22 protein-coding genes are annotated in these 22,040 nt (G+C 68.1%); 9 read left to right on the forward strand and 13 right to left on the reverse strand.

All coding sequences use genetic code 11. The features are described from left to right. Positions 1 to 24: 24 nt before the first annotated feature. Positions 25 to 546, reverse strand: a complete 522-nt coding sequence (locus WI697_RS14705) for a PaaI family thioesterase (protein ID WP_062761721.1) — start codon at positions 544 to 546, stop codon at positions 25 to 27. A gap of 100 nt (positions 547 to 646) precedes the next feature. Here WI697_RS14705 and WI697_RS14710 point away from each other — a divergent pair, with 100 nt between their 5' ends. Then, complete coding sequence (locus WI697_RS14710) at positions 647 to 1,075, forward strand: MarR family winged helix-turn-helix transcriptional regulator (protein WP_345958981.1); 429 nt, start codon at positions 647 to 649, stop codon at positions 1,073 to 1,075. A gap of 6 nt (positions 1,076 to 1,081) precedes the next feature. On the opposite strand, the gene WI697_RS14715 is transcribed toward WI697_RS14710, so the two are convergent. Then, positions 1,082 to 1,663 carry an LOG family protein gene (locus tag WI697_RS14715; RefSeq protein WP_014743760.1) on the reverse strand — a complete coding sequence of 194 codons (582 nt, stop codon included), beginning with the start codon at positions 1,661 to 1,663 and terminating at the stop codon, positions 1,082 to 1,084. Positions 1,664 to 1,987: 324 nt separating this feature from the next. Between WI697_RS14715 and WI697_RS14720 the strand changes: the two genes are divergently transcribed. From WI697_RS14720 to WI697_RS14730, 3 genes are read left to right on the forward strand one after another with little or no spacing between them, the layout of a single operon-like run. Further along, positions 1,988 to 2,977, forward strand: a complete 990-nt coding sequence (locus WI697_RS14720; protein ID WP_296717080.1) for a TRAP transporter substrate-binding protein — start codon at positions 1,988 to 1,990, stop codon at positions 2,975 to 2,977. A gap of 32 nt (positions 2,978 to 3,009) precedes the next feature. Continuing rightward, positions 3,010 to 3,582, forward strand: a complete 573-nt coding sequence (locus tag WI697_RS14725; RefSeq protein ID WP_345958982.1) for a TRAP transporter small permease — start codon at positions 3,010 to 3,012, stop codon at positions 3,580 to 3,582. Further along, positions 3,579 to 4,874: a TRAP transporter large permease gene (locus WI697_RS14730; protein ID WP_014743763.1), complete on the forward strand. Its 1,296-nt coding sequence runs from the start codon at positions 3,579 to 3,581 to the stop codon at positions 4,872 to 4,874. Before WI697_RS14725 ends, WI697_RS14730 begins: the two co-directional genes overlap by 4 nt. A gap of 82 nt (positions 4,875 to 4,956) precedes the next feature. On the opposite strand, the gene WI697_RS14735 is transcribed toward WI697_RS14730, so the two are convergent. Continuing rightward, entirely contained in the window at positions 4,957 to 5,208 is a 252-nt protein-coding gene (locus WI697_RS14735) for a DUF1127 domain-containing protein (protein ID WP_014743764.1), read from the reverse strand. Between the two features lie 243 nt (positions 5,209 to 5,451). On the opposite strand from WI697_RS14735, the gene gcvA reads away from it, so the two are divergent. The 3 genes from gcvA (at position 5,452) to WI697_RS14750 (ending at position 8,557) form a co-directional block, all read left to right on the forward strand. Next, positions 5,452 to 6,378, forward strand: coding sequence for a transcriptional regulator GcvA (gene gcvA / locus WI697_RS14740; protein ID WP_062761716.1), 927 nt, complete (start codon positions 5,452 to 5,454; stop codon positions 6,376 to 6,378). 34 nt (positions 6,379 to 6,412) lie between these two features. Next, a complete protein-coding gene (locus WI697_RS14745; protein WP_345958983.1) occupies positions 6,413 to 7,330 on the forward strand; it encodes a hypothetical protein in 918 nt (305 codons plus the stop codon). A 111-nt stretch (positions 7,331 to 7,441) separates the two neighbouring features. Continuing rightward, positions 7,442 to 8,557 carry a sulfate/molybdate ABC transporter ATP-binding protein gene (locus tag WI697_RS14750; RefSeq protein ID WP_062761714.1) on the forward strand — a complete coding sequence of 372 codons (1,116 nt, stop codon included), beginning with the start codon at positions 7,442 to 7,444 and terminating at the stop codon, positions 8,555 to 8,557. Between the two features lie 6 nt (positions 8,558 to 8,563). Here WI697_RS14750 and WI697_RS14755 read toward each other — a convergent pair whose 3' ends face one another. Genes WI697_RS14755 through WI697_RS14770 form a run of 4 tightly spaced genes read right to left on the reverse strand, consistent with a single transcriptional unit; the run spans position 8,564 to position 12,311 of the window. Then, entirely contained in the window at positions 8,564 to 9,313 is a 750-nt protein-coding gene (locus WI697_RS14755) for a DNA alkylation repair protein (protein WP_345958984.1), read from the reverse strand. Then, positions 9,310 to 9,810 (reverse strand): MarR family winged helix-turn-helix transcriptional regulator, encoded by a 501-nt coding sequence (locus tag WI697_RS14760; RefSeq protein ID WP_345958985.1) that lies wholly within the window; start codon positions 9,808 to 9,810, stop codon positions 9,310 to 9,312. Before WI697_RS14760 ends, WI697_RS14755 begins: the two co-directional genes overlap by 4 nt. Before the next feature lie 33 nt (positions 9,811 to 9,843). Further along, complete coding sequence (locus WI697_RS14765; protein WP_345958986.1) at positions 9,844 to 10,794, reverse strand: alpha/beta fold hydrolase; 951 nt, start codon at positions 10,792 to 10,794, stop codon at positions 9,844 to 9,846. Then, positions 10,794 to 12,311 (reverse strand): flavin-containing monooxygenase, encoded by a 1,518-nt coding sequence (locus WI697_RS14770; RefSeq protein WP_345958987.1) that lies wholly within the window; start codon positions 12,309 to 12,311, stop codon positions 10,794 to 10,796. Before WI697_RS14770 ends, WI697_RS14765 begins: the two co-directional genes overlap by 1 nt. 160 nt (positions 12,312 to 12,471) lie before the next feature. On the opposite strand from WI697_RS14770, the gene WI697_RS14775 reads away from it, so the two are divergent. After that, complete coding sequence (locus WI697_RS14775) at positions 12,472 to 13,143, forward strand: TetR/AcrR family transcriptional regulator (protein WP_345958988.1); 672 nt, start codon at positions 12,472 to 12,474, stop codon at positions 13,141 to 13,143. Here WI697_RS14775 and WI697_RS14780 read toward each other — a convergent pair. The 5 genes from WI697_RS14780 to WI697_RS14800 all read right to left on the reverse strand — a co-directional run bounded on the left by WI697_RS14780 (position 13,140) and on the right by WI697_RS14800 (position 19,872). Further along, on the reverse strand, positions 13,140 to 13,568 hold the full coding sequence (locus WI697_RS14780; RefSeq protein WP_082828231.1) for a YbaN family protein: 429 nt from the start codon (positions 13,566 to 13,568) through the stop codon (positions 13,140 to 13,142). The two genes, WI697_RS14775 and WI697_RS14780, sit on opposite strands and share 4 nt — an antisense overlap. Positions 13,569 to 13,777: 209 nt before the next feature. Further along, positions 13,778 to 15,280, reverse strand: a complete 1,503-nt coding sequence (locus tag WI697_RS14785) for a catalase (RefSeq protein WP_345958989.1) — start codon at positions 15,278 to 15,280, stop codon at positions 13,778 to 13,780. Positions 15,281 to 15,420: 140 nt separating this feature from the next. Continuing rightward, positions 15,421 to 16,599 carry an FAD-dependent monooxygenase gene (locus WI697_RS14790; protein WP_345958990.1) on the reverse strand — a complete coding sequence of 393 codons (1,179 nt, stop codon included), beginning with the start codon at positions 16,597 to 16,599 and terminating at the stop codon, positions 15,421 to 15,423. After that, complete coding sequence (locus tag WI697_RS14795; protein ID WP_345958991.1) at positions 16,596 to 17,840, reverse strand: MFS transporter; 1,245 nt, start codon at positions 17,838 to 17,840, stop codon at positions 16,596 to 16,598. Before WI697_RS14795 ends, WI697_RS14790 begins: the two co-directional genes overlap by 4 nt. 4 nt (positions 17,841 to 17,844) lie before the next feature. Then, positions 17,845 to 19,872 (reverse strand): TonB-dependent receptor, encoded by a 2,028-nt coding sequence (locus WI697_RS14800; RefSeq protein WP_345958992.1) that lies wholly within the window; start codon positions 19,870 to 19,872, stop codon positions 17,845 to 17,847. Between the two features lie 193 nt (positions 19,873 to 20,065). Here WI697_RS14800 and WI697_RS14805 point away from each other — a divergent pair, with 193 nt between their 5' ends. Beyond that, on the forward strand, positions 20,066 to 21,052 hold the full coding sequence (locus WI697_RS14805) for a helix-turn-helix transcriptional regulator (protein WP_345958993.1): 987 nt from the start codon (positions 20,066 to 20,068) through the stop codon (positions 21,050 to 21,052). Here WI697_RS14805 and dmeF read toward each other — a convergent pair. Beyond that, positions 21,012 to 22,031, reverse strand: coding sequence for a CDF family Co(II)/Ni(II) efflux transporter DmeF (dmeF, locus tag WI697_RS14810; RefSeq protein WP_345958994.1), 1,020 nt, complete (start codon positions 22,029 to 22,031; stop codon positions 21,012 to 21,014). The genes WI697_RS14805 and dmeF overlap by 41 nt on opposite strands. Positions 22,032 to 22,040 lie beyond the last annotated feature (9 nt).

Below are 22,040 nucleotides of genomic sequence, written 5' to 3' on the forward strand. Positions count from 1 at the left end.
CTGCTGATCATGTCCGGGCGGGAATCACCCCGCCCGGCGTGACAGGGGGAAGATGGCACAGGTGGTCGTGCCGTGTGCATACAGCTTGCCGGCCTCGTCGGTGAGCGTCGCCTCGGCGGTCGCAAAGCTGCGGCCGACATGGATGACCTTGCCCTCGGCCCGCATCCGGCCGGTCGCCGTGGTCACCGGGCGCAGATAGTTCACCTTGATCTCGACCGTGGTATAGGCCGATCCGGCGGCGAGGGTGCTGTGCACGGCGCAGCCGAGCGCGCTGTCGAGCATCGCTGCGATCCAGCCGCCATGGACGGTGCCGATCGGGTTGTAATGGTCGAAGAGCGGGGTGCCGGCAAAGATCACCCGGCCGTGCTCCACCGTTTCGGGATCGAAGTTGAGCGTGGCGCCGATCGGCGGGCGGGGCAGGTCACCGGCGGCGAGGCGCTGCAGCATTTCGAGCCCCGAAATATCGGCGATTTCTTCGAGGCTGGCGACGCCGATACCCCGCCCCCCGGTCGCTTCGGTTGCCGCGGCGTTGATCTCGCTGGTCATGGACGGAACTCCCGGTCCGGCTTGTGCTCATAAATACGTGTATATACACTCTTATGCTGCAGCCTAATGCGGTGCAGCATAGACGGCAAGGGGAGAGATGATGACGGGCAGGACGGATCTTCCCTGCACCTGTCTGCGGCTGCGGCAGGCGGCGCGGCAGGTCACGCGGCTTTACGACCGGCGGCTGGAGCCGGCGGGGCTCCGCATCACCCAGTTTCCGGTTCTGGCCCTGCTCAGGGCCGATGGGCCGGCGTCGCTCGGCCAGCTGGCCGAGCGTCTGGTGACGGACCGGACCACGCTCACCCGCAATCTGAGGCCGATGGAACAGGCCGGGCTGATCGAAACCCGGGCAGACCCGGAGGATCGCCGTCGTCGCCTGCTGGTCATCACGGAACAGGGTAGGGCGGTGCTGCGCCGGGCGGCACCGCTGTGGCGGGCCGCCCAGGACGAGCTTGCGACGCTGCTGGGGCCGGAGCTGCGCGGCCGGCTGATGGGCGATCTGGACGAGGTGATCACCCGGATCGATTGAGGCGGCTCAGCGCTCTTCGATCTCGATCCATTTGTGCTCGACCTTCGGGCGATAGGCCGCGAAGCGTTCGATCAGCCGGGCCGGGTCGGTGTCGACCAGCAGGATGTCCAGATGCTGCGGCTTCATGAAGCCGCGCTGGGCGACATGGTGCAGGAAGCCGAGCAGCGGCTGGTAGAAGCCGTCGACATCAAGCAGCCCCACCGGCTTGGCATGGCTGCCGAGCTGGGCCCAGGTCCAGACCTCGAACAGTTCTTCGAAGGTGCCGATGCCGCCGGGCAGGGCGATGAAGCCGTCGGCGAGATCGGCCATCATCGCCTTGCGTTCATGCATCGACCCCACCACCCTGAGGTCGGTGATGTTGCGATGGCCGACTTCGCGGTCCTCCAGCGATTTGGGGATCACGCCGATCACCTCGCCGCCTGCCGCCATGGTGGCGTCGGCCACCTGGCCCATCAGGCCGACCCGGCCGCCACCATAGACAAGGCCCAGCTGCCGCCGGGCCAGCTCGCGGCCCAGTTGCCGCGCTGCCTCGGTAAAGGCGGGGGTGTCGCCGGGGTTGGAGCCGCAGAAGACGCAGAGCCGGTTCATTCTCTCTCCTCGGTATCAGGCCTGCGGCGGGGCGCGGGCCGTCTTCCATTCATCGGGCTTGTCCCGATATGCGAAACAAATCGCCCGAAATCGCGTTTCGACGAGAGGTTGACCGATTTTCCATTCCGGCCGACCGCTCTGGTCGTGCTACATCGGGCATGTGGGGATGATAACATCCCGTCATCAAGGCGTCGTGACGGTCCGGGAAAAACAACGGCCATGCCTGGGGATCGATCCCCGGCCAGAGCCTCCGGGGGACGAGGGTCCGGACCGCATGCCAGCGCCTGAGGAGCCGTTGATCAGGTCCAGGGGAGGAACCGATCCATGCGCATTTTCGCGTCGCTCGCCGTCGTGGCGGGCCTGCTGGCCGGTGGCAGTGCCATGGCCGCCGATCCGATCGTCATCAAGTTCAGCCATGTCGTGGCCGACTCCACGCCCAAGGGCCAGGGCGCCCTGATGTTCCAGAAGCTCGTCGCCGAGCGGCTGGGCGACAAGGTGAAGGTCGAGGTCTATCCCAATTCGCAGCTCTTCGGCGACGGCAAGGAGATGGAGGCCCTGGCGCTGGGCGATGTCCAGCTGATCGCGCCGTCCTTGTCGAAATTCGATCGCTATACCAAGAAGCTCCAGGTCTTCGACCTGCCCTTCCTGTTCGACGACATCGCCGCCGTGGACCGCTTCCAGGCGAGCGATATCGGCCACAGCCTGCTGCGCTCGATGGAGAAGAAGGGCTTCATCGGCCTCGGCTACTGGCATAACGGCATGAAGCAGCTGTCGGCCAACAAGCCGCTGCGCATGCCTGAAGATGCCAAGGGCCTGAAGTTCCGCATCCAGGCCTCAGACGTGCTGCTGGCGCAGTTCGAGGCGCTGGGGGCCAACCCGCAGAAGATGGCCTTCTCGGAGGTCTATCAGGCGCTGCAGACCGGCGCGATCGACGGCGCCGAGAACCCGTACTCGAACCTCTACAGCCAGAAGTTCTTCGAGGTGCAGAAGTACATCACCGAGAGCAATCACGGTGTGCTCGACTATATGGTGGTGACCAACACCGAATTCTGGAACGGCCTGCCCGACGATGTCCGTGCCGAGCTTGAGAAGATCATGGGCGAGGTGACGACGGCCGTGAACAAGATGGCCAACGACATCAACGAGCGCGACAAGAAGCGGATCGCCGAAAGCGGCTCGTCCGAGATCCTGACCCTGACCAAGGATCAGGTGTCGGCATGGCGCAAGGCCATGGCGCCGGTCTGGACCAAGTTCGAGGGTGAGATCGGCAAGGACGTGATCGACGCGGCCCAGGCGTCGAACGGCGCCAGCTGAGCGGCCGCGACCCGGTTCACGGGATCACCGCAATGATCGCCCGCATCTGGGGACGGCTGGAGGAAGGCGCGATCGCCTTCCTCCTGGCTGCCATGACGCTGCTCACCTTCGTCCAGGTGGTGCTGCGCTACGTGTTCAACAGCGGCCTGGTCTGGGCGCTTGAGGCGACTTTCTATCTTTTCGCCTGGCTGATCATGATCGGCATCTCGTACTGCGTGCGGGTCCATGCCCATATCGGCATCGATCTGGTGGTGAAGATGATGCCGGCCGCCCCCCGCAAGCTGGTGGGGCTTGTGGCGGTCGCCCTGGCGCTGCTTTACGCCGGCCTGATGTTCTGGGGATCCTGGAACTATACCGACCGCATGATGATGCTCGGCATCGAGGCCGAGGACATCCCCGTCGAACGCTGGATCCTGTCGATCATTCTGCCGGTGGGGTTTGCCCTGCTGGGCCTCAGGCTGATCGAACAGGGCTGGGCGATCCTGACCGGGCGTGCCGAGGGCTTCCAGCTGGCGGACGAGGCGGCCGAGGCCATGGCGCTCGACCAGCGGGGCAAGGACGACCTGACCGACGATGCGGCTGCACGGGGAGGGCGGGGCCGGTGACCACACTCTTCCTGTTCGTGGCGCTTTTCGCCTTCCTGATCATCGGCATGCCGATCGCCATCTCGCTCGGCCTGTCCAGCCTGCTCACCATCCTGCTGTTTGCCAATGACAGCATGGCGTCGCTGGCGCTCAAATTCTTCCAGACCGCCGAACTCTACACCCTGCTCGCCATCCCGTTCTTCGTGCTGGCCGGCGCCTTCATGACGACCGGCGGTGTGGCGCGGCGGATGATCGCCTTCGCCAATGCCTGCGTCGGCCATATGTATGGCGGCCTCGCGATCGCTTCGGTGGTGGCCTGCATGCTGTTCGCCGCGGTTTCGGGCTCGTCGCCGGCGACCGTGGTGGCGGTGGGCTCGATCGTGATCGCTGGCATGGTCCGTGCGGGCTATACCCAGACCTTCGCGGCCGGTGTGGTCTGCAATGCCGGCACGCTCGGCATCCTGATCCCGCCCTCGCTGGTGATGGTGGTCTATGCGGCGGCGACCGAAAGTTCGGTCGGCCGGCTGTTCATGGCCGGTGTGATCCCGGGGGCCCTGCTCGGGCTGATGCTCGCCACCGCGATCTACATCTCGGCACGCGTGAACAGGATTCCGCGCCAGCCCAGGGCGCCGCTGGCCGAGGTGATCCGAACCGGCCGTAACGCGCTCTGGGGCCTGCTGCTGATCGTGATCATCATGGGCGGCATCTATGGCGGCATCTTCACCCCCACCGAAGCAGCTGCGGTGTCGGCGGTCTATGCGGCGGTGGTGGCGCTGTTCGTCTATCGCGACCTGAAGTTCACCGATGTGCCGCATGTGCTGGTCGATGCGGCGAAGGTCACGGTGATGCTGCTGTTCATCATCGCCAACGCCTTCCTCTTCGCCCATGTGCTGACCACCGAGCAGATCCCGCAGTCGATCGCCCGCGGCATCACCGAAGCCGGGCTGGCGCCCTGGCAGTTCCTGCTGGTGGTCAACATCATCCTGCTGGTCGCCGGCAACTTCATGGAGCCGTCGGCGATCATCCTGATCCTGGCGCCGATCCTGTTCCCGATCGCCACCGGTCTCGGGATCGACCCGATCCATTTCGGCATCATCATGGTGGTGAACATGGAGATCGGCATGGTCACGCCACCGGTCGGGCTCAACCTGTTCGTGACATCGGGTATCACCGGCATGCCGGTGTTGAGCGTGGTGAAGGCCGCATGGCCCTGGCTGATGATCCTGATCACCTTCCTGATCATCATCACCTATGTGCCGGAAATCTCGCTCTGGCTGCCCAACACCCTGTTCGGCAACGCCATGGTCGGCTGATGGCGTGCAGGGCCTGAAACGGGAATGGCCGCTGCTCCGGTCGGGAGCCGCGGCCATTTCTTTGCGGGGGTGGATGTGGGGGTCAGGCGCGCCAGAAGGGCTTGTTCGCCTCCCGCGATGCATCGATCGGGTCGATGTCCAGATCGCGCAGCAGATGCGCATCGAGCGTCGCCAGGCAGCGGCGCTGCCGGTGGCGCTCGGCCCAGAGGCCGAGGGTTGCGATCATCCGCTCGAGCACGCCGTGAACCGGCTTCACGGCAGCCTGGGCGCGAACGGGGGGCAGTCCGGCTCCCGCGCAGGCGTCGGCGCGGTGCCGCAGGGTCACGACGGTCATCTTCGTCATCTCCGGCTGGAAGGGAGCCGCCGGATGGGGGGAGGGGGATGAGGGACGGCTCCGGCGGTGACTGCATCTTCCGCCCTTGGCCGATTGCGGGCAAACGAGGCTTTCTCGTACACTCCCTTAGGAAAACTATTCGTGGGTCACGAAGGGCGGCGACGGGCACGACGAAGGCCCGCCCGTCCTCCACCCCCGCCGGCCGCTCCGCCGTGCCGGCGGGATGCCCGGTCCGGACATGTCATGCCGCGCAAATTGCCGCCCCTGAACGGTCTGCGTGCCTTCGAAGCCGCCGCCCGTCATTCCAGTTTTGCCCGTGCGGCGGAAGAGCTGCACGTCACGCCGGCCGCCGTCAGCCATCAGATCAAGGGGCTGGAGGCCTGGCTCGGCGTCATCCTGTTCCGCCGCCTGCCCAATGGTCTGCTGCTGACCGCGGCGGGGCGCGCCTATCTGCCGGGGCTGACCGACGGCTTCGACCGCATCGCCAGGTCCACCGCCGAACTGCGCGGCCGGGATCTGGGCGGGCGGCTGACCGTGAGTGTGCTCTCGTCCTTCGCCGGTCTCTGGCTTGCCCCCCGGCTCGGCCGGTTCCGCGAGGCCTATCCGGATGTCGAGCTGTTCCTGCGCGCCGAGACCCGGCTGGTGGATTTCGATCGCGACACGGTCGACCTCGCCATCCGCTATGTCACGGCGATCGACGGCGGGCTGGTTTCCGAGCGGCTGATGGAGGAAACGCTCGGGCCGGTGATGAGCCCGGCGCTGCTGGAACGGCTGGGGCCGGTGACGGAACCCGCGGCCCTGCTCGATCTGCCGCTGATCCACGATGCCGATGTGACGGGCGGCGAGGTCGCCGTCTCCTGGCGGAGCTTCTTCGCAACTGCCGGGATTGATCCGCCTCAGGATCTGGACCGGCAGATGCGGATCAACGATACCGGCGTGGCGGTGGCTGCGGCCGTCGCCGGGCAGGGCGTGATCATGGGGCGCAGCGCGCTCATCGCCGATCACCTGGCCGCGGGGCGGCTGGTGCGGCCACTTTCGATTCAGATCCAGGCCGCACAGGCCTATCATCTGGTGTCGACCGAGACCGGCTGGAACGATCCGCGGGTCCTGGCCTTCACCGACTGGCTGCGGCAGGAAGCGCTGACCGGTCAGCCATCCAGGCGGGAGTGAGTGGTCCTCCCGCGATCCAGGAGTATCCGACGCCATGGGCATCCGCAGCACACTCGCCGCCGGTCTGATCGCCGGTCTGGCGTGGTCGGTTCCCGCCTCTGCGTCGTCCGGGACGGCATCTGCGCCTTTCGACCCGGCCATGGTTCACCCTGCCTGTTTCGACAGCCTGGTCTCGCAGGCCTATACCGGAGAGACGGCGCTGGAACGCCTGCCGCTGGCCGGCTGCCCCGGGAGCGAGATCGCGCCGGAGCCGCGCCAGGACATGATGGTGATGGTCCGCCCGCCGGCCGAGCCCGAGGGCAACAATCCCGGCGGCTGGTCGCGGGGCTGGGTGGGCAGCCGCCTGGTCGGCCGTTTCGATGGCGATCGGCTGGTCTATGATCTGGTCGAGAATGGTGGCGGTACGGGGGTGTTCTCGATGCTGCTGTCGGGGCGGCTTGCCACGGCGGAAGGCGTGCCGGTGCTGGAGGATCTGGTTCTGGCACCCGCGGGGGACCGCTGCAACGGGGGCATCCACACCGCAACCCGCATCGACGGCAGGGCGCTGGACGTGGCCCAGTGGGCGACCCCTTACGATCTGGTCTCGCTGATCCTGGGCCTGGCGCCGGATGACGCGCCCGACGGCGTGCCCGCGGCCCTGGGCAAGGCTGCCGAAGACCTGCCTTTCTGCGCCGCCTGCTGTGCCGGCACCGTGCTGCTGCGTCTCGACGCCGCCACGCTCGCCCCCCATGGCGGTGCCGCCGATGCGCCGCCGCTGCCGGGAGAGGTGGTGACGGTCACCGCCGACGGGCTTGGGGAATACGACGATCCCGCCAGCCGCTGTCTTGCCCGAACCCTGATCCCCGACGGGACCACCGATCCGCAGGCGGAGCTGTCCCTGCCCCTGGAGCGCCTGCCGGGGCTGAAGGCGGCACTGCTGTCCTGCACGACGGATAAATCACACAAAAAATAGCGTATATAAAAGATCGCATGGTCGATATACGGTATGTGCGACTGTAAAATAATTTGACTCTCGCCCTTTCCCCACGGACAATTCGGTTCGTGGTGGAAAAGGACACGCACGATGATCGAGATCAAGGGCCTCTCCAAGCGGTTCAGCGGCTATGACGCGCTGGTCGATGTCGACCTGAACATCCGCGATGGTGAACTTGTGGCACTGCTCGGGCCGTCGGGGTCGGGCAAGACCACCCTTCTGCGCATCATTGCCGGGCTGGAGACCGCCGACCGTGGCGCGATCCGCTTCGGCGGCGAGGATGCGGGCCGCCTGGGCGCGCGCGAGCGCCGGGTGGGCTTCGTTTTCCAGCACTACGCGCTGTTCCGGCATATGACCGTCTTCGACAACGTCGCCTTCGGCCTGACGGTGCGGCCGCGCGCCAGCCGTCCGGGGCGGGCCGAGATTGCCGAGCGGGTCTCGTCGCTGCTGCGGATGGTGCAGCTGGAAAGCCTGGCGGACCGTTTCCCCAACCAGCTGTCGGGCGGCCAGCGGCAGCGCGTGGCGCTGGCGCGTGCGCTCGCCATCGAACCCCGGGTGCTGCTGCTCGACGAGCCCTTCGGCGCGCTCGACGCCAAGGTCCGCAAGGAGCTGCGCCGCTGGCTGCGCCGTCTGCACGACGATCTGGGCCTGACCGGTGTTTTCGTGACCCACGACCAGGAAGAGGCGCTGGAAGTCGCCGACCGGGTGGTGGTGATGTCCCAGGGCCGGATCGAACAGATCGGCACCCCGGCCGAGGTCTATGACCGGCCGGCGACGGCCTTCGTCTATCAGTTCTTCGGCAACGTCAACAAGCTGCCGGTGACGGTTGATGCAGGGCGCCTGAAGGTCGCGGGCGTCAGCGGGGCCGGCACGGCGGGGCTGCCGCTGCCGGCGGGGCTGGAGGCGACCCGCGCAGAACAGGGCACGCTCTATGTCCGGCCGCATGATCTGGCGGTGCTGCCGGCGGGCGCCGCCGATGCGCTGCCGGCGACCGTGCGCCATCTGGTGGCTTTCGGCGCCTCGGTGCGCATCGAACTCGACGTGCCCGGGCTGGATCTGGTCGAGGCCGAACTGCCGCGCGAGGAAGCCGACGCTCTCGGCCTCGCCAATGGCCGGACGGTCGCGCTCCGGGTCAAGCGGGGGCGGTTGTTTTTCGACGACGATACCGGCTGGGATGTCGGTCTGACCGAGCCGGTCGCCGCCTGACCCGCGTCACGCCCGGATCGAGCGCAGCCCCCGCCGGCAGATCCTGGCCGTGGCAGGGCAGGGGCTTTCAGTCTGCCAGCGGCCGGTGAGCGCCAGCACCGTCTCGGGCCGGTCCTTGGCGGCATCGTTCAGCCAGTTGCCGACCGAGTCCTGCACACAGGTTTCAGGGTCCGCCTTCAGCGGCTCTAGCAGGGCGAAGCCCGGGGTCGGGTCCGCCTTCAGCGGTTTCAGATGGGCACACCAGACCCCGCGCGGCCGGGTCGCCTCGCTCGCGAAGCGGCGCAGGCGCGGCGAGGTCTCTGCCGTCCAGGGCATCAGCGCGGCGATGGCACCCGGAATATCGGCGGCGATCCGGTCACGGATCGCCAGCCAGGCCCATTCCCTGACGCCGAAATGGCCGTCGTCGGCGAAGGGGCGGATGGCCTCGCACCAGAGGTCGTGATCTGCGGGGGCGGTCCGGCCCACGGCGAAACAGGCCCAGCCGCGCACGGTATCCGATGGGTGATCGGCCAGGTGCCGGATCACCTCGGGCCCATAGCGGCCGATGATCAGCTCCGCCGCCAGCGCCATGCGCCGCGAGATGCCGAGTGCCGCCGCCGCATCCATCGCCTGCAGCACCTGACCACCGGCATCGGGGAAGACCGACCGCATCAGGATCGCGAAATCGACCGCAAGGCATTCGGCAAGGGTCGTGGCGGCAACCTCTCCGGCATTCAGCGCGGCATGGCGGTCGGGGGAGAGGGCCGTCGGCTTCATGATCCGTCCTCGCTGGCAAGACCTGCTCTCAACTTGCCGAGCAGCCTGACAAGGTCTGCCTGCTCTTCCGCCGAAAGCCCCGCCGTCAGTCCGGCGATCCAGCCGGCATGCTCCTGGAAGGCCTTGGCCGTCACCGCTTCGCCGGATGTCGTCAGCATCACCCTGACCCGTCTGCGATCCTCGGGATCGGCCGTGCGCCGGACAAGACCGTCGCGCTCCAGCCCGTCGAGCAGACCGGTGATCGTGCCACGGGTCACGCCGGCCCGATCGGCCAGGACATGCGGTGCCAGCCCGTCCGTCCGGTCGCGGAGCAGGAAGAGCAGCACGAACCTGCCCTCCGAGAGGCCATGGCTGCCGAGCCGGATGGCGCAGTCGCGATCGATGGCCCGCGCCGTCGACAGCAGCTCCATGCAGGTCCGGAGCCCGTCGAGCCCGGTGAGGCCCCGTCGTCGGCTCTCGTCGATCAGGGCCTGATATTTGGTGTCCAGTCGTCTCATAAGGCGCCATATAATATGGTGCCATATGAAAGATCAAGCCCGCTGCGTCGCGTTGCGGATCAGGGTCTCGACCGCATCCGGTGCGGTCACCGGCAGCATGTGTCCGCCGTCGATCAGGGTCAGCTGCAGCGCCGGCAGCTTTGCCTGCAGGGCCTGGCCATGGGCGCGCCAGTCGAGGATCCGGTCGCCGCGGGCGAAGATCATGTGGACGGGCAGAGCGATGCCGGGATAGCGGGCCGCCATGGCGGGCAGGTCGTCATTGGCCGCCACCATGTCGATCGAGGCCGAGCGGAAGGCTTTGGGCCTGAGGCCGAGAAGGCCGCCGCCGGCGATCGCAAAGTCCGCGGGAACCGGATCGGGGCCGAACACCTCGTCCAGGACCTTGCGGCCGCGGAGGAAGGACATCGGCGTCGCCATCGTCCAGGCGACCAGCCGACGGGCGATATCCGAGCGGATCGCCAGCCCCTTGAAGATGTCGGGGGGCGTCTCCTGCGGGTGGGTGAGAGCGGCGATCAGCGCCACACCCGAAATCGTCTCCGGATGATCCAGCGCCACGCCCAGCGCGATCGCGCCGCCGAGCGAATGGCCGACCAGCAGCGGCGGACGCGGCAGCTTCAGCGCCCGGATGAAATCCGCGATCACGCCGGCCTGGGCCAGCACATTGGCGGGCGCGTCGTCGGGACGGGTGGAATGGCCGGAGCCCGGCCGGTCGACCACGATCACCCGGTGATCGGTCCGAAGCCGGCCGAGCAGGCTGTGGGTGAAGTGATGCATCTGGCCGCCGAGCCCATGAACCATCACCACCGCCGGCCGGTCGTCGTCCGGGCCGGTGCCGTCGTCCAGATAGTGCAGGCGATTGCCCCGGACATCCATGAACCGGCCGCGTGGCGGCAGCGCCTTCTCCACCCGGCTGGCCGTCCAGCCGGTGAACAGGGCGAGCCCGCCGCCGGTCGCAGCCAGCGCGATGATCGTTTGCAGAAGCATCAGCCTGCACCTCCCGCATCTCTGCGCTGCCCGAAGGCAAGGTTGTCGTCGACCACCGAACCGTAGCGCAGTGCGGCCATATCGAGGAGATAGTTCTGATTGAGCCGCCAGGGCTTGCGGTCGCCCTGACGAGGCAGGTCCGCGGCTGCCCGGCGGACATAGCCCGAGGCGAGGTCGATCGCCGGCCGGGTGGCGAGGCCGGGCGCGGGCGGGCGGGGCATGAACCAGTCGGCCCCCCTGGCATCCATGCGGCGGATCAGCCGGCAGAGATGCTGCGCGGTCAGCTCGCATTTCAGCGTCCAGGATGCGTTGGTGTAGCCGAGGGCCAGCGCGAAATTGGGCACGCCGCTCAACATCATGCCCTTGTACGAGGTCGTTTCCCCCACCCGCACCGGCCGGCCGTCGACCGAGAGGGTGATATGGGCGAGCAGCTTCATCCGGAGGCCGGTGGCTGCGACCACGATATCGGCCGCCAGCTCTTCGCCCGAGGTGAGGCGGAGGCCGGTTTCGGTGAAGCGCTCGATGCCATCGGTGACGACCGAGGCGGTGCCGGCCCGGATCGCCCGGAACAGATCGCCGTCCGGTACCAGACAGAGCCGCTGATCCCAGGGGTCGTAAGCCGGCGTGAAGTGGCGATCCTGGTCGGGGCCCAGCTGATGGCGCACGCCGGCCAGGATCTTCGACTTCACCAGCGCCGGCTTCCTGCGGGCGAGGTTGTAGAAATAGATCGACAGCAGCACGTTCTTCCACCGGGCCGCCCGGAAGGCGAGACGTTCCGGAAGATGGCGGCGCAGCCAGCCTGCCGCAGCGTCCCGGGATGGCCGTGCGACGATATAGGTGGGGGAGCGCTGCAGCATGGTGACATGCGCCGCACTTTCCGCCAGGGCCGGCACCAGGGTGACGGCCGTGGCGCCGCTGCCGATCACCACCACCCGCTTGCCCCGATGGTCCAGATCCGCCGGCCAGTCCTGGGGATGGATGATGCGGCCGCGAAAATCCGCCATGCCCGGCCAGTCGGGCATATGACCCGCCGCATAGTCGTAATAGCCGCTGCAGGCATAGAGCACCCGGCAGATGAAACGGCGCGGGCGCCGCTCGGGCCCGGCTTCCACAAGCACCCGCCAGCGGGCTGTCGCACTGTCCCAGTCGGCGGAGACGACCCGGTGGCCGAACAGGATCCGCCGGTCGATGCCGAATTCGGCGGCCGTGTCGCGCACATAGTCGCGGATCGAGGGGCCGTCGGCGAAAACCTTGTCGCCGATCCAGGGGCGGAAGCCGAAGCCCAGGGTGTACATGTCGCTGTCGGAGCGGATGCCGGGATAGCGGAACAGATCCCAGGTGCCGCCGATCGCATCGCGGGCTTCCAGGATGGCATAATCGATGCCGGGGCAGCGGGTCTGGAGGTGGTAGCCGGCGGCGATGCCCGACAGGCCGGCGCCGATCACCAGGACGTCGACGGCGCGCAGGTCAACGGCTTCGGCCCCGGCATTGCCGGAACCGATCGTGGTGGTGTCCATGAACGGGTATCCTCCCTGGGCATCGCGGGACGGGCCGGATGCTTCGGGCGGGGCCCTGCCGGTCTCTCTGATCCGCGACGATCTGCATGTTACGCTTGCACGAAGGTCAGCCTAAGGTGTTTACCTTAGACGAGTCAACACGTGCCGCAGGAGGATCCGGATGGCGACGACGGCAGGGCGCAGGTCGGGAACGCGACAGCGGATCCTGGAGACCTGTCGGGAGCTGTTCAACCGGCGGGGGACGGCGGACATCACCACCGCCGAGATCGCGGCGGCGGTGGGCATCAACGAGGGCAACCTCTATTACCACTTCAAGCGCAAGGAGCAGATCCTCGAGACCCTGTTCGCGGCTTTCGCGGCCGAGCTGCGCGAGGTGGCGGCGGCCGATCTGGCGGAGGGCGAGGCCGAGACCCGGGCCGCGCGGTATTTCCGCGGCTGGTTCGGCCTGATGTGGGAATGGCGGTTCTTCTACCGGGATGCCATGGTCGTCCGCAGGCTGGCCCCGGGCCTGCAGGCCGAACTGGAAAGGCTGGCCGATGAGGGCCAGGCGGATCTGCGCCGGGCGCTGCGGTCGATGGCGGCAAACGGGCTGATCGTGGCCGATGACGACGAACTGGAGCGGATGATGGTCAACGCCTGGATCGTCGCGACCTACTGGATCGACTATCTGCGCATGCGCCACGGCGTCGGCGACATCACCCGCCGGCATCTCGACTGGGGCGCCTGGCAGCTGATGGGCATCTTCGAGCCCTATCTCACGGCCGAGGGCCGCCGGCTGCTGGCGGCGGCAGGCGGCGTGCGTCCCGGGCCGGTTCCGGAGGGGCAGGCTTAGTCCTCCGGGCGCAGCACCAGCCAGGTGGCGACGGGGATAAGGATGGCCGCGGTCCCGGCCAGCACCATGGTCGGTGCGCCGAGCGCCCAGGAAAGGGCCAGGCCGGCCGCCATCGCGACCACGGCCGCGATCTTCGCCTTGCGCGACACGATCCCCCGCTCGCGCCAGGCGCGGATCGAGGGGCCGTAGCGGGGATGTTCCAGCAGCCGGCGGGCGAGTTCCGGATCGGCGCGCATGAAGCAGGCGACGGCCAGGATCAGGAAGATGGTGGTCGGCATCAGCGGCAAGACCGCGCCGATTGCCCCCAGCCCGACGCAGATCCAGCCGGCGATGCGCAGCAGCCGGGCGCGGGGATGCGGCGGCGCGGCTTCCCCATCGGGCGCGGCCGCCTCTGGCCCGCGCTCGTCGGCCGTGTCGCGCAACATCGGGTCCGGCTCCGTCGTCATGGGTGGAGAGTAGGCCGCACGGCCGGTCGCGGCAACAACCGGCCGTGCGACGATCTCCCGCAGGGACCGGGAGGCAGGCGATCCCTGCGGGCGGCGGCGGACATCCGGGCGGGCACACGGAGGAAACCGCCGCCGCCGCCATCCCCCCGGGGCGCAATCGGGGGGTGGGATGGCAGGTCAGGCAAAGGTTATTCGGCCGCGTCCCTGAGGCTCAGACCCAGCCGTGCGGCGACCCCGGCGCCATAGGCGGGATCGGCCTTGGCGAAATGGCCGATCTGGCGGCGCTGGATGTCTTCAGACACCGGGGCCATGGCACCGGCGATCGCGGTCATCAGGCGGTCTTGTTCGGCCTCGCTCATCAGCCGGAACAGATCGCCGGCCTGGGTGTAATCGTCATTGCCCTCGCGATGGCTGTAGCGGTCGGCCGGGCCGTCGAGCGGCAGGGGCGGTTCGCCGGCAGCCGGATCCTCGACCGGCCCGCCGAAGCCGTTCGGCTCGTAATTGGGCTGCCGGCCACCATTGTCGTCGAAGCGCATGGCGCCGTCGCGATGGGCGGGATGCGCCTGGACGACCGGCCGGTTCACCGGCAGCTGGTCGGCATTCACCCCCACCCGATACCGATGCGCATCGCCATAGGCGAAGAGCCGGGCCTGGAGCATGCGATCGGGCGAGGCGGTGATGCCGGGCACGAGATTGCCGGGGCTGAAGATCGACTGCTCGATTTCGGCGAAATAGTTCTCAGGGTTCCGGTTCAACTCGACGACGCCGACCTCGATCAGCGGGAAATCCGCATGCGGCCAGACCTTGGTCAGGTCGAAGGGGTCATAGGGCGTCTGCCGTGCCTCGGCCTCGGTCATCACCTGGATCATCATCCGCCAGCGCGGATAGTCGCCGCGCTCGATCGCGTCGTAGAGATCCGCCTGATGGCTCTCGCGGTCGCGGCCGATGATGTCGGCCGCGACCGCATCGGTGATGTTGCGGATACCCTGCATGGATTTCAGGTGGAACTTCACCCACACCCGCTCACCGGCGGCATTGACCAGACCGAAGGTGTGGCTGCCGAAGCCGTGCTGGTGACGATAGGTGGCCGGCAGGCCGCGATCCGAGAACAGGATCGTCACCTGGTGCAGGCTTTCGGGGCTGCGCGACCAGAAATCCCACATGGCGGTGGGATTGCGCAGATTGGTCCGCGGATCGCGCTTCTGGGTGTGGATGAAATCGGGGAATTTCAGCGGGTCGCGGATGAAGAAGATCGGCGTGTTATTGCCGACCAGATCCCAGTTGCCTTCGTCGGTATAGAACTTGACCGCGAAGCCGCGCACATCGCGCTCGGCATCGGCGGCGCCGCGCTCGCCGGCCACGGTCGAGAACCGGATCAGCAGCGGGGTCTCTTTGCCCACCTCTGCGAAGATCTTCGCCTTGCTGTAGCGGGTGACGTCGTTGGTGATGGTCAGCCTGCCGAAGGCACCGGAGCCCTTGGCATGAACCACGCGCTCGGGGATGCGCTCGCGGTTGAAATGCGCCAGCTTCTCGATCAGGTGGACGTCGTCGAGCGTGACCGGGCCGCGGCGGCCGGCGGTGCGGCTGTACTGGTTGCTGGCAACCGGCGCACCGGCGGCGGTGGTCAGGGTCGGTCGGGTGGTCTGATCAGCCCGGGTATTTTTGGCCGCGTCGTCCTTGGGCGTGCTCATGGGGTCTGCCTCCTCACATGCATCCGGCATCGGCTTGTCGCCATCTGCCCTCGCCTGTGATCCTGCGACCTCTGGATAAATAGTGGAAATTGATTGTAGATATATCATTCATAGTCAATGACTATGATGAATATCCGGCGTCAGAAGGGCCCTTCTCCCTTGAGGTCGTGGGTGAGCTGCCGGGCCAGCAGCCGGGCCGGCATATGGCGCAGGGCGAGATTGCGCAGACGGAAGCCGATCGGCGTGGCCGGGATGAACAGCCGGGCAAGCTTGCGGCTGCGGGCCTGAAGCCGCTCGATGACCGGGCGCAGCCGCGCCTCGTGCTCCGCCAGGGCCCGGTTCACCTCCAGCGGGTGGCGCAGCAGGCATTCCGCGAGCAGGGCTGCCGAGGTGATCGCCATGCCCGCCCCCTGGCCCGAAAGCAGGGTGAGGCAATGGGCGGCATCGCCAAGCAGCAGCAGCCGGCCTTTGGACCAGCGCGGCAGGACGGTCATCAGCGTGGTATCGAAATAGAGCCCGTCGGCCGGATCGCGGGCATCGATCGCCGCCAGGACCGCCGGATGGGCGCCGGCATAGGCGGTCTTCAGCGCCTGGATCCTCTCGGCCTCGCCTGTCGGCAGATCGATCCCGGTGCGGCGCCAGACGTAGAGCGTGGCAAGGGAACCGTCGGCGAGGGTGTAGAACTCCGTCAGTCGGCCCGGCTGGGCATAGGACAGGAAATCGCGGCCCAGCCCCAGCGTATCCGGCAGGCGGAAGGCCGCAACACCGTAGCCGAGCGGTTCGAGCGCCGTGTCGTCGGGGGCGAAATGCCGGCGGCGGAGATCTGAGCGCAACCCCTCGGCGCCGATCACCAGATCCGCGGCCAGTGTCGCGCCTGAGGCAAGCCCGACCTCGACCGGCCCCTCACCGCGATCGTCGATCCCGGTGATCCGGTCGCTGAAGCGGATGTCGGCCGAGGTCGGCAGGGCAGCGGCCAGCACGTCTGCCAATGCGGTGCGCGACAGGGTGATCCAGTCGATCCCCTGCAGCAGATCGCGGTAGCGGAGGCGCAGCAACTCCCGTCCCTGTCCGTCCAGATAGAGGTTCTCGTCGATCTCCCGTCCAAGAGCCTCGAGAGCGGGGCGCAGACCCATGCGGGTTGCGGCGGCGAGCCCCGGACCCGAGAGGCCCAGCATATAGCCATCCGTGCGGAGATCTGCTGCACGCTCGACCAGCGTCGTGCGCCAGCCGATGCGGTCGAGCCACCAGGCGGCGGCGAGCCCGGCGATGCCGGCACCGGCGATGACGGCGTGGGGGCGGAAGTCGGAGCGCGAGGTCATGCCGGCAGGGTCTCCGGGCGGGCGCCATGGCTGAGCAGGCGGGGGGTGAGCAAGGCGGCAGCTGCCGCTGCACCGGCGGCAAGGGCGAAGGTCGTGTCGAGGCCGAGGGCGGCTGCGATCAGCCCGCCCGACAGGCCGGCAACAGCCGCGATCGCCGCGTCGGCACATTGCAGCAGGGTGAAATCGACGCCGGCCTGGGCGGAGGCGGCCCAACCCATCATGGCGCTGTAGAGCGCGACGAAACTGGCGCCCTGGATCATGGAGAGGGCCAGCAATACGGCCATCACCGGCGGTGCCGGCAGATCGGCGGCAATCACCGCTGCGATGATGCCGAGCAGCAGGGCCTGGCTTCCCACCAGCGGTGCGAGGAGACGGGCGGGATCGATGCGGCGCAGCGCGATGCCGGCGGCGACGGTGCCGGCGAGGCTGAGTGCCATGCCGCCCGCACCGGTCACCAGGCCTATGGTGGCGAGCGAGACCCCGCGATCGATCAGCAGCGGCCCCGTCAGCCCCATGGCCAGGCGCAGACCGGCCTGGACGGCGAGAACGATCACCAGGCCGATGCGCACCTCCCGCCGCGCGATCGCCCGGCGGAGCGACGGACGGTGCCGGGCCACCTCTGCGGTAGCGATCGCCGGCCGCCCCTCGCGCGTTGCCGCCATCGGCAGGGTCAGCAGGGTCATGGTCATGACCATGGCCAGGATCGCGAGCTGCCAGCCGGCATGGTCGAGCAGCACCAGAAAGGCGCCGCCGCCGATCAATGCGCCCAGATAGCCACCGCCGACCTGCATGACGTTGCCCAGCCCACGCAGCCGTGGTGGCAATTGCTCTACCGCATAGGCATCGCAGCCGATGTCGACGGTGGCCGTGACCAGGGCCGCAACCGCGAGGGTCGCCAGCAGTATGGCGGGTGAGGGCGGTGTGTGGCCGACCGCCAGCAGGGCAATGGTCAGGATGGCCAGGATCTGGCCGCCGAGCACGATCTTCCGGCTGTGCCGCCGACCATCAGCCGGGCGGCGGACGCGTTCGACCGCGGGTGCCCAGAGGAATTTGAGCGCCCAGGGCAGCATCAGCAGCGAGACCAGCCCGATCACCTCATAGCCCGCCCCGCCGGCCCGCAGGCTGGTCGGCAGGCCCTGAAAGGTGAGCCCGCCGACGATGCTCTGGGTGATATAGATCCCGGCGATGACGGTGAGCACACGGCCGGGCGGCGTGGTGCCTGAAGCGGCTGCGGCGGCCATCACCTCAGAACCGCCAGCTGCCGGTGATGCCGATGGTGCGGCCGTCACCGATGGTGCTGCGGATGTCGCCACCCCCGAAATCGAAGCTGGAGGTGCGGTACACCTCGTCGGTCAGATTGCGGGCGAAGACCCGGATGGCATAGCCGGCGTCGAGATCGACCTCGACCGCCGCATCGATCAGGGCATAGGCGCTTTGCGAGAGGGTGTTGGCCTCGTCGAACCAGCTGCGCGACACCCAGTCGGCACCGAGATCGACCGCCACGGCGCCCGGCACCGTCGTCTGCGGCACGATCCAGCGCAGCCCCGCCCTCAGTGTGGCATCGGGTGCATAGGGCAGGCGCTTGCCGTCATGGGGGCCGCCGTCGAATTCCGAACGGCCGAGAGTGGCGCCGGCGCGGAGCGTCAGGTCGGGGGTGGCGCGGAAGGCCGTGTCGATTTCGATGCCATGGCTGATCGCATCGCCCATATTGCGCAGCACCTGGGCGCCCAGCGGACCGGTATAGATCTGCTTGTCTTCGGCGGTGATCAGATAGAGGGCGGCGTCGATGTCCAGCCGGCCGCCGGCCGCCGTGCCACGCCAGCCGAGTTCGTAATTGGTCGAGGTCTCGCTGTCATAGGGCAAGGCATCGGCGGTGGACGAGACGGTGTGATTGAAGCCGCCGGGCTTGAAGCCACGGGCGATGGTGGCCCAGACCCGGTGATCCGGCGCCAGCTGCCAGCCGAGCGACAGTTTGGGCGAGATGTCCGAGAAATCGTCTCGGGCCCGGAAGCGGAAATCATAGGGGCCCGAGCCCGGGCGATCATAGCGGATCTCCGCCTCCTCCCGCGACCAGCGCAGCCCGCCGGTGAGGTCGAACACGGGGGTCAGTGCGTAGGTCGCCTCTCCGAACAGCGCGTAGGAGCGGGTGTCGACCTCGTTGCGGTCGGGGCCGTAATAGCCCGGATAGCCGGGGGTCGTGCGGGTGAAGCCGATATCCTGCACAAAGCCGCCGAGCACGCCGTCGACCCGCTCGCCGGCCTGGAAGGCGAGACGCAGTTCCTGGGAGAAGCTGTCCTGGCTCTCGGGCGTGTTCACCGTGATCACACGGGTCATGTCCCGGCTCTGCCAGGAGGTGACGCTCGACAGGCGAAGCGTGTCCGACAGGTCGTAATCGCCGGCGAGTGCGAGCGTGGTGACGTCGCGGTCGAGCCAGGCCCGGTCCCCCTGGGTGGCGCTGTCATAGATCCGGTCCTCGACATTCGCCTCGCGGATGTACAGCTCTTCATGGCTCTCCAGCTCTTCACGCGTGGCGGTGAAGGTGACGGAGAGCGGGCCGCCGGCCGGCGCATGACGCAGCTTAAGCCGGGCGAAACGTGAGATGCCCTCGTCGATGCCGGTTGTTCCCGTCGCGACATCGTCGATCTGGCCCTGGTCCTGGTTCCAGCGCACCGCCAGTTCGGCGGCCAGCCGGTCGGGCACCAGCGGACCCGAGACCATCGCTTCGGCGCCGCGTTCGGGAACGCCGAGGGTTACTGCGGCACGGCCTTCGACCCGGTCTGTCGGCGCACGGGTGATGACATTGATCACACCGCCATGGGCATTGCGGCCCCAGAGCGTGCCCTGCGGACCACGAAGCAGTTCCACCCGCTCCACATTCACCAGTTCCTGGGCGAAGCTCGCCGGATCCTGGGGAACGCCGTCGACGTAGACCTGCACCGACGGGTTGTAGTAGTCCGGCGAGGTGACGCCGCGGATGGTGACCCCGGTATAGGCGCGGTTGCCGCGTGCTCGGATCACCAGTCCGGGGAATAGCCGGTCGAGCTGATCCAGCCGGGTTACGCCGGCCTGGGCGAGGTCTTCTCCGCTGCGCACCGAGACGGCCGCATCCACACTGCCCAGCGACTGGTCGCGTTTGGTGGCGCTGACGGTCAGGGCCTCCAGGCGCTGGACGCCCTCTTCCCCGTCATCCGCGGCAAGAGTGGGCAGGGGGGCGGCGATCAGCAGCGGGGCGAGGAGGATCGCAGTCCGGCACCGGAGCGAGCGCTGGGGCATGGCGGGAGATCCTTGGCGATGGGTGCGAAGAGCTTGAGCCGGAAGCCGGCCGGACGTGGCCCGTCATCGCCCGTTCCTGTCTTCGCCGCCGCCCGGATCGGGGCTCATCCTGATCGAGTCGGGACTTTCTTGCGAATCATTCTCACTTGCGGAATCATACAGGCGTCCCAGCCATCCCATGCGGAGCCGGAGCATGACGTCGTTGACGACCTGGGAGGTCGACGAGAACGCAGCCCTCAAGGCCGAGGGTGTTGCCACCATCCCCCCCTGGTTCGCGGCACAGGCCAATGAACCGCTCGGCGACGGCATGGCGGTCAACCGGTTCGATTTCGCCGCCGAAGCGGAACAGCGGCTGCGCATTGCGGGGCCGGCCACGCTCTCGATTTCGATGTTCTTCGATGGTGCAGGCAGCCTGTCGATCGATGGCGGACCGCCGCTTGAGATCCGCCCCGGCACCACGGTGCTCTACCATGCCGACCGGCCGACGGTCGGAGAGGACGTGATCCCGGCCGGCGCTCGCGTGTTCTGCCTGGATTTTCGCTACGAGGCCGGATTGTTGACCGGGCTCGGGCTCGCGGCCCTGCCGGTGCTGATCCGCGGATTTGTCACGGATTGCAGTGTCCGGGACGTGCTGCTTCTGGGGCGGCCGACCTCAGGGGCGCTGGAGGCGGTGGGGCGTTCGGTGCTGGCCTGCCGGCTGACGGGGCCTGCCCGACAGGTCTTCCTCAAGGCCAAGGCGCTTGAGGCGCTGGCCTGGCTGATCGCCGAGATCGACGGAGCGCCGCCCGTGGCCACCCTGCCTGTGCCGGCGGAGCGCCGCCGGATCGAACACGCCGCCCGGCTGCTGGTCGAGCGGCATGACGAGGCCTGGACCATTCCGCTGTTGGCGCGGACGGTGGGGCTGAACGAAAAGAAGCTGAAATCGGGCTTTCGTCTGGTGATCGGACGCACGGTTCACGGGCATCTGGAAGCTGCCCGGCTGGACGCGGCGGCCCGCATGATCGAGGACGGGGCCCGGGTGATCGATGCCGCCGTGGCCGTGGGCTACACCAATCCCAGCCATTTCGCCCGCCTGTTCCGGCGCCGCTTCGGCGCGGCGCCGGCCGACTGGCGTCGGGGCGTGCTGGTGCCGCAGATCGTCAGCCCGGATGCCCCGGCCCGTCCCCCCGGCAGCGGTTGACCTCGATGATCGGGTGGTGCAGGTCGGCCCGCTCAGGCAGACGCGCGCGGTAATCGTCGGGGCCGGTATCGCCATGCGTGACCACCGAGGCGACCAGAGTCCAGGCCTGATGACCGACCGACCAGAGATGCAGATCGACCACCTGCGTGTCACCATCGGCTTCGAGCGCCTGTGTGATCTCGTGCCGCATCGCCTCGGGTGCCTGACGGTCGAGCAGCACACCGGCCGACTGCCGTCCCAGATCCACCGACCATTTAAGGATGACCGCAGCCGCGAGCATTGCGGCGAGCGGGTCGGCCCAGAGCCACCCGGTTGCCCAGGCGATCCCGATCGCCGCGATGGCGGCAAGGCTGGTCAGGGCATCGGCAAGAACATGCAGCAGGGCTGCCTGGGCATTGGTGTCGAGGCCATGGCCGTGATCCTCATCATGGGCGTGGTCATGGTGGTGATGATCGTGGTCATGCCCATGCCCATGCCCATGCCCATGCCCATGCCCATGCCCATGATCATGCCCGTGATGATGGTTGAGGCCGAGCAGCGCTGCCGAGACCAGATTGACGACCAGGCCGATCACCGCCACCAGGATGGCGTCGCCATAGGCGATCGGGCGCGGATCGAACAGTCTGGCCACGGCTTCGCCCGCGATCACCAGTGCTGACACGCCGAGCAGCAGGGCGCTGGCGAAGCCGGCAAGCTCGCTGATCTTGCCGCTGCCGAAACTGTAGCGGCGATCGAGCGCCCGGGCGCGGGTGAGCGCATAGGCGAGCGCTGCGAGCCCCAGGGCAAAGGCATGGGTGCCCATATGCAGCCCGTCGGCAAGCAGCGCCATCGATCCGGTCAGCCAGCCGGTCACCACCTCGGCGACCATGGTGACGACGGTCAGCGCGATGACCGCGTGGACCCGTCCTTCGACCGGGCGACGCACGGTCTGACCGAAGCTGTGAGCCGGTTGCCAGTCTTCAATCGGTCGGCTGTGCATGAAACCTGT

It is taken from the genome of Tistrella mobilis (genome assembly GCF_039634785.1).
In the GTDB taxonomy this organism is placed as follows: domain Bacteria; phylum Pseudomonadota; class Alphaproteobacteria; order Tistrellales; family Tistrellaceae; genus Tistrella; species Tistrella mobilis.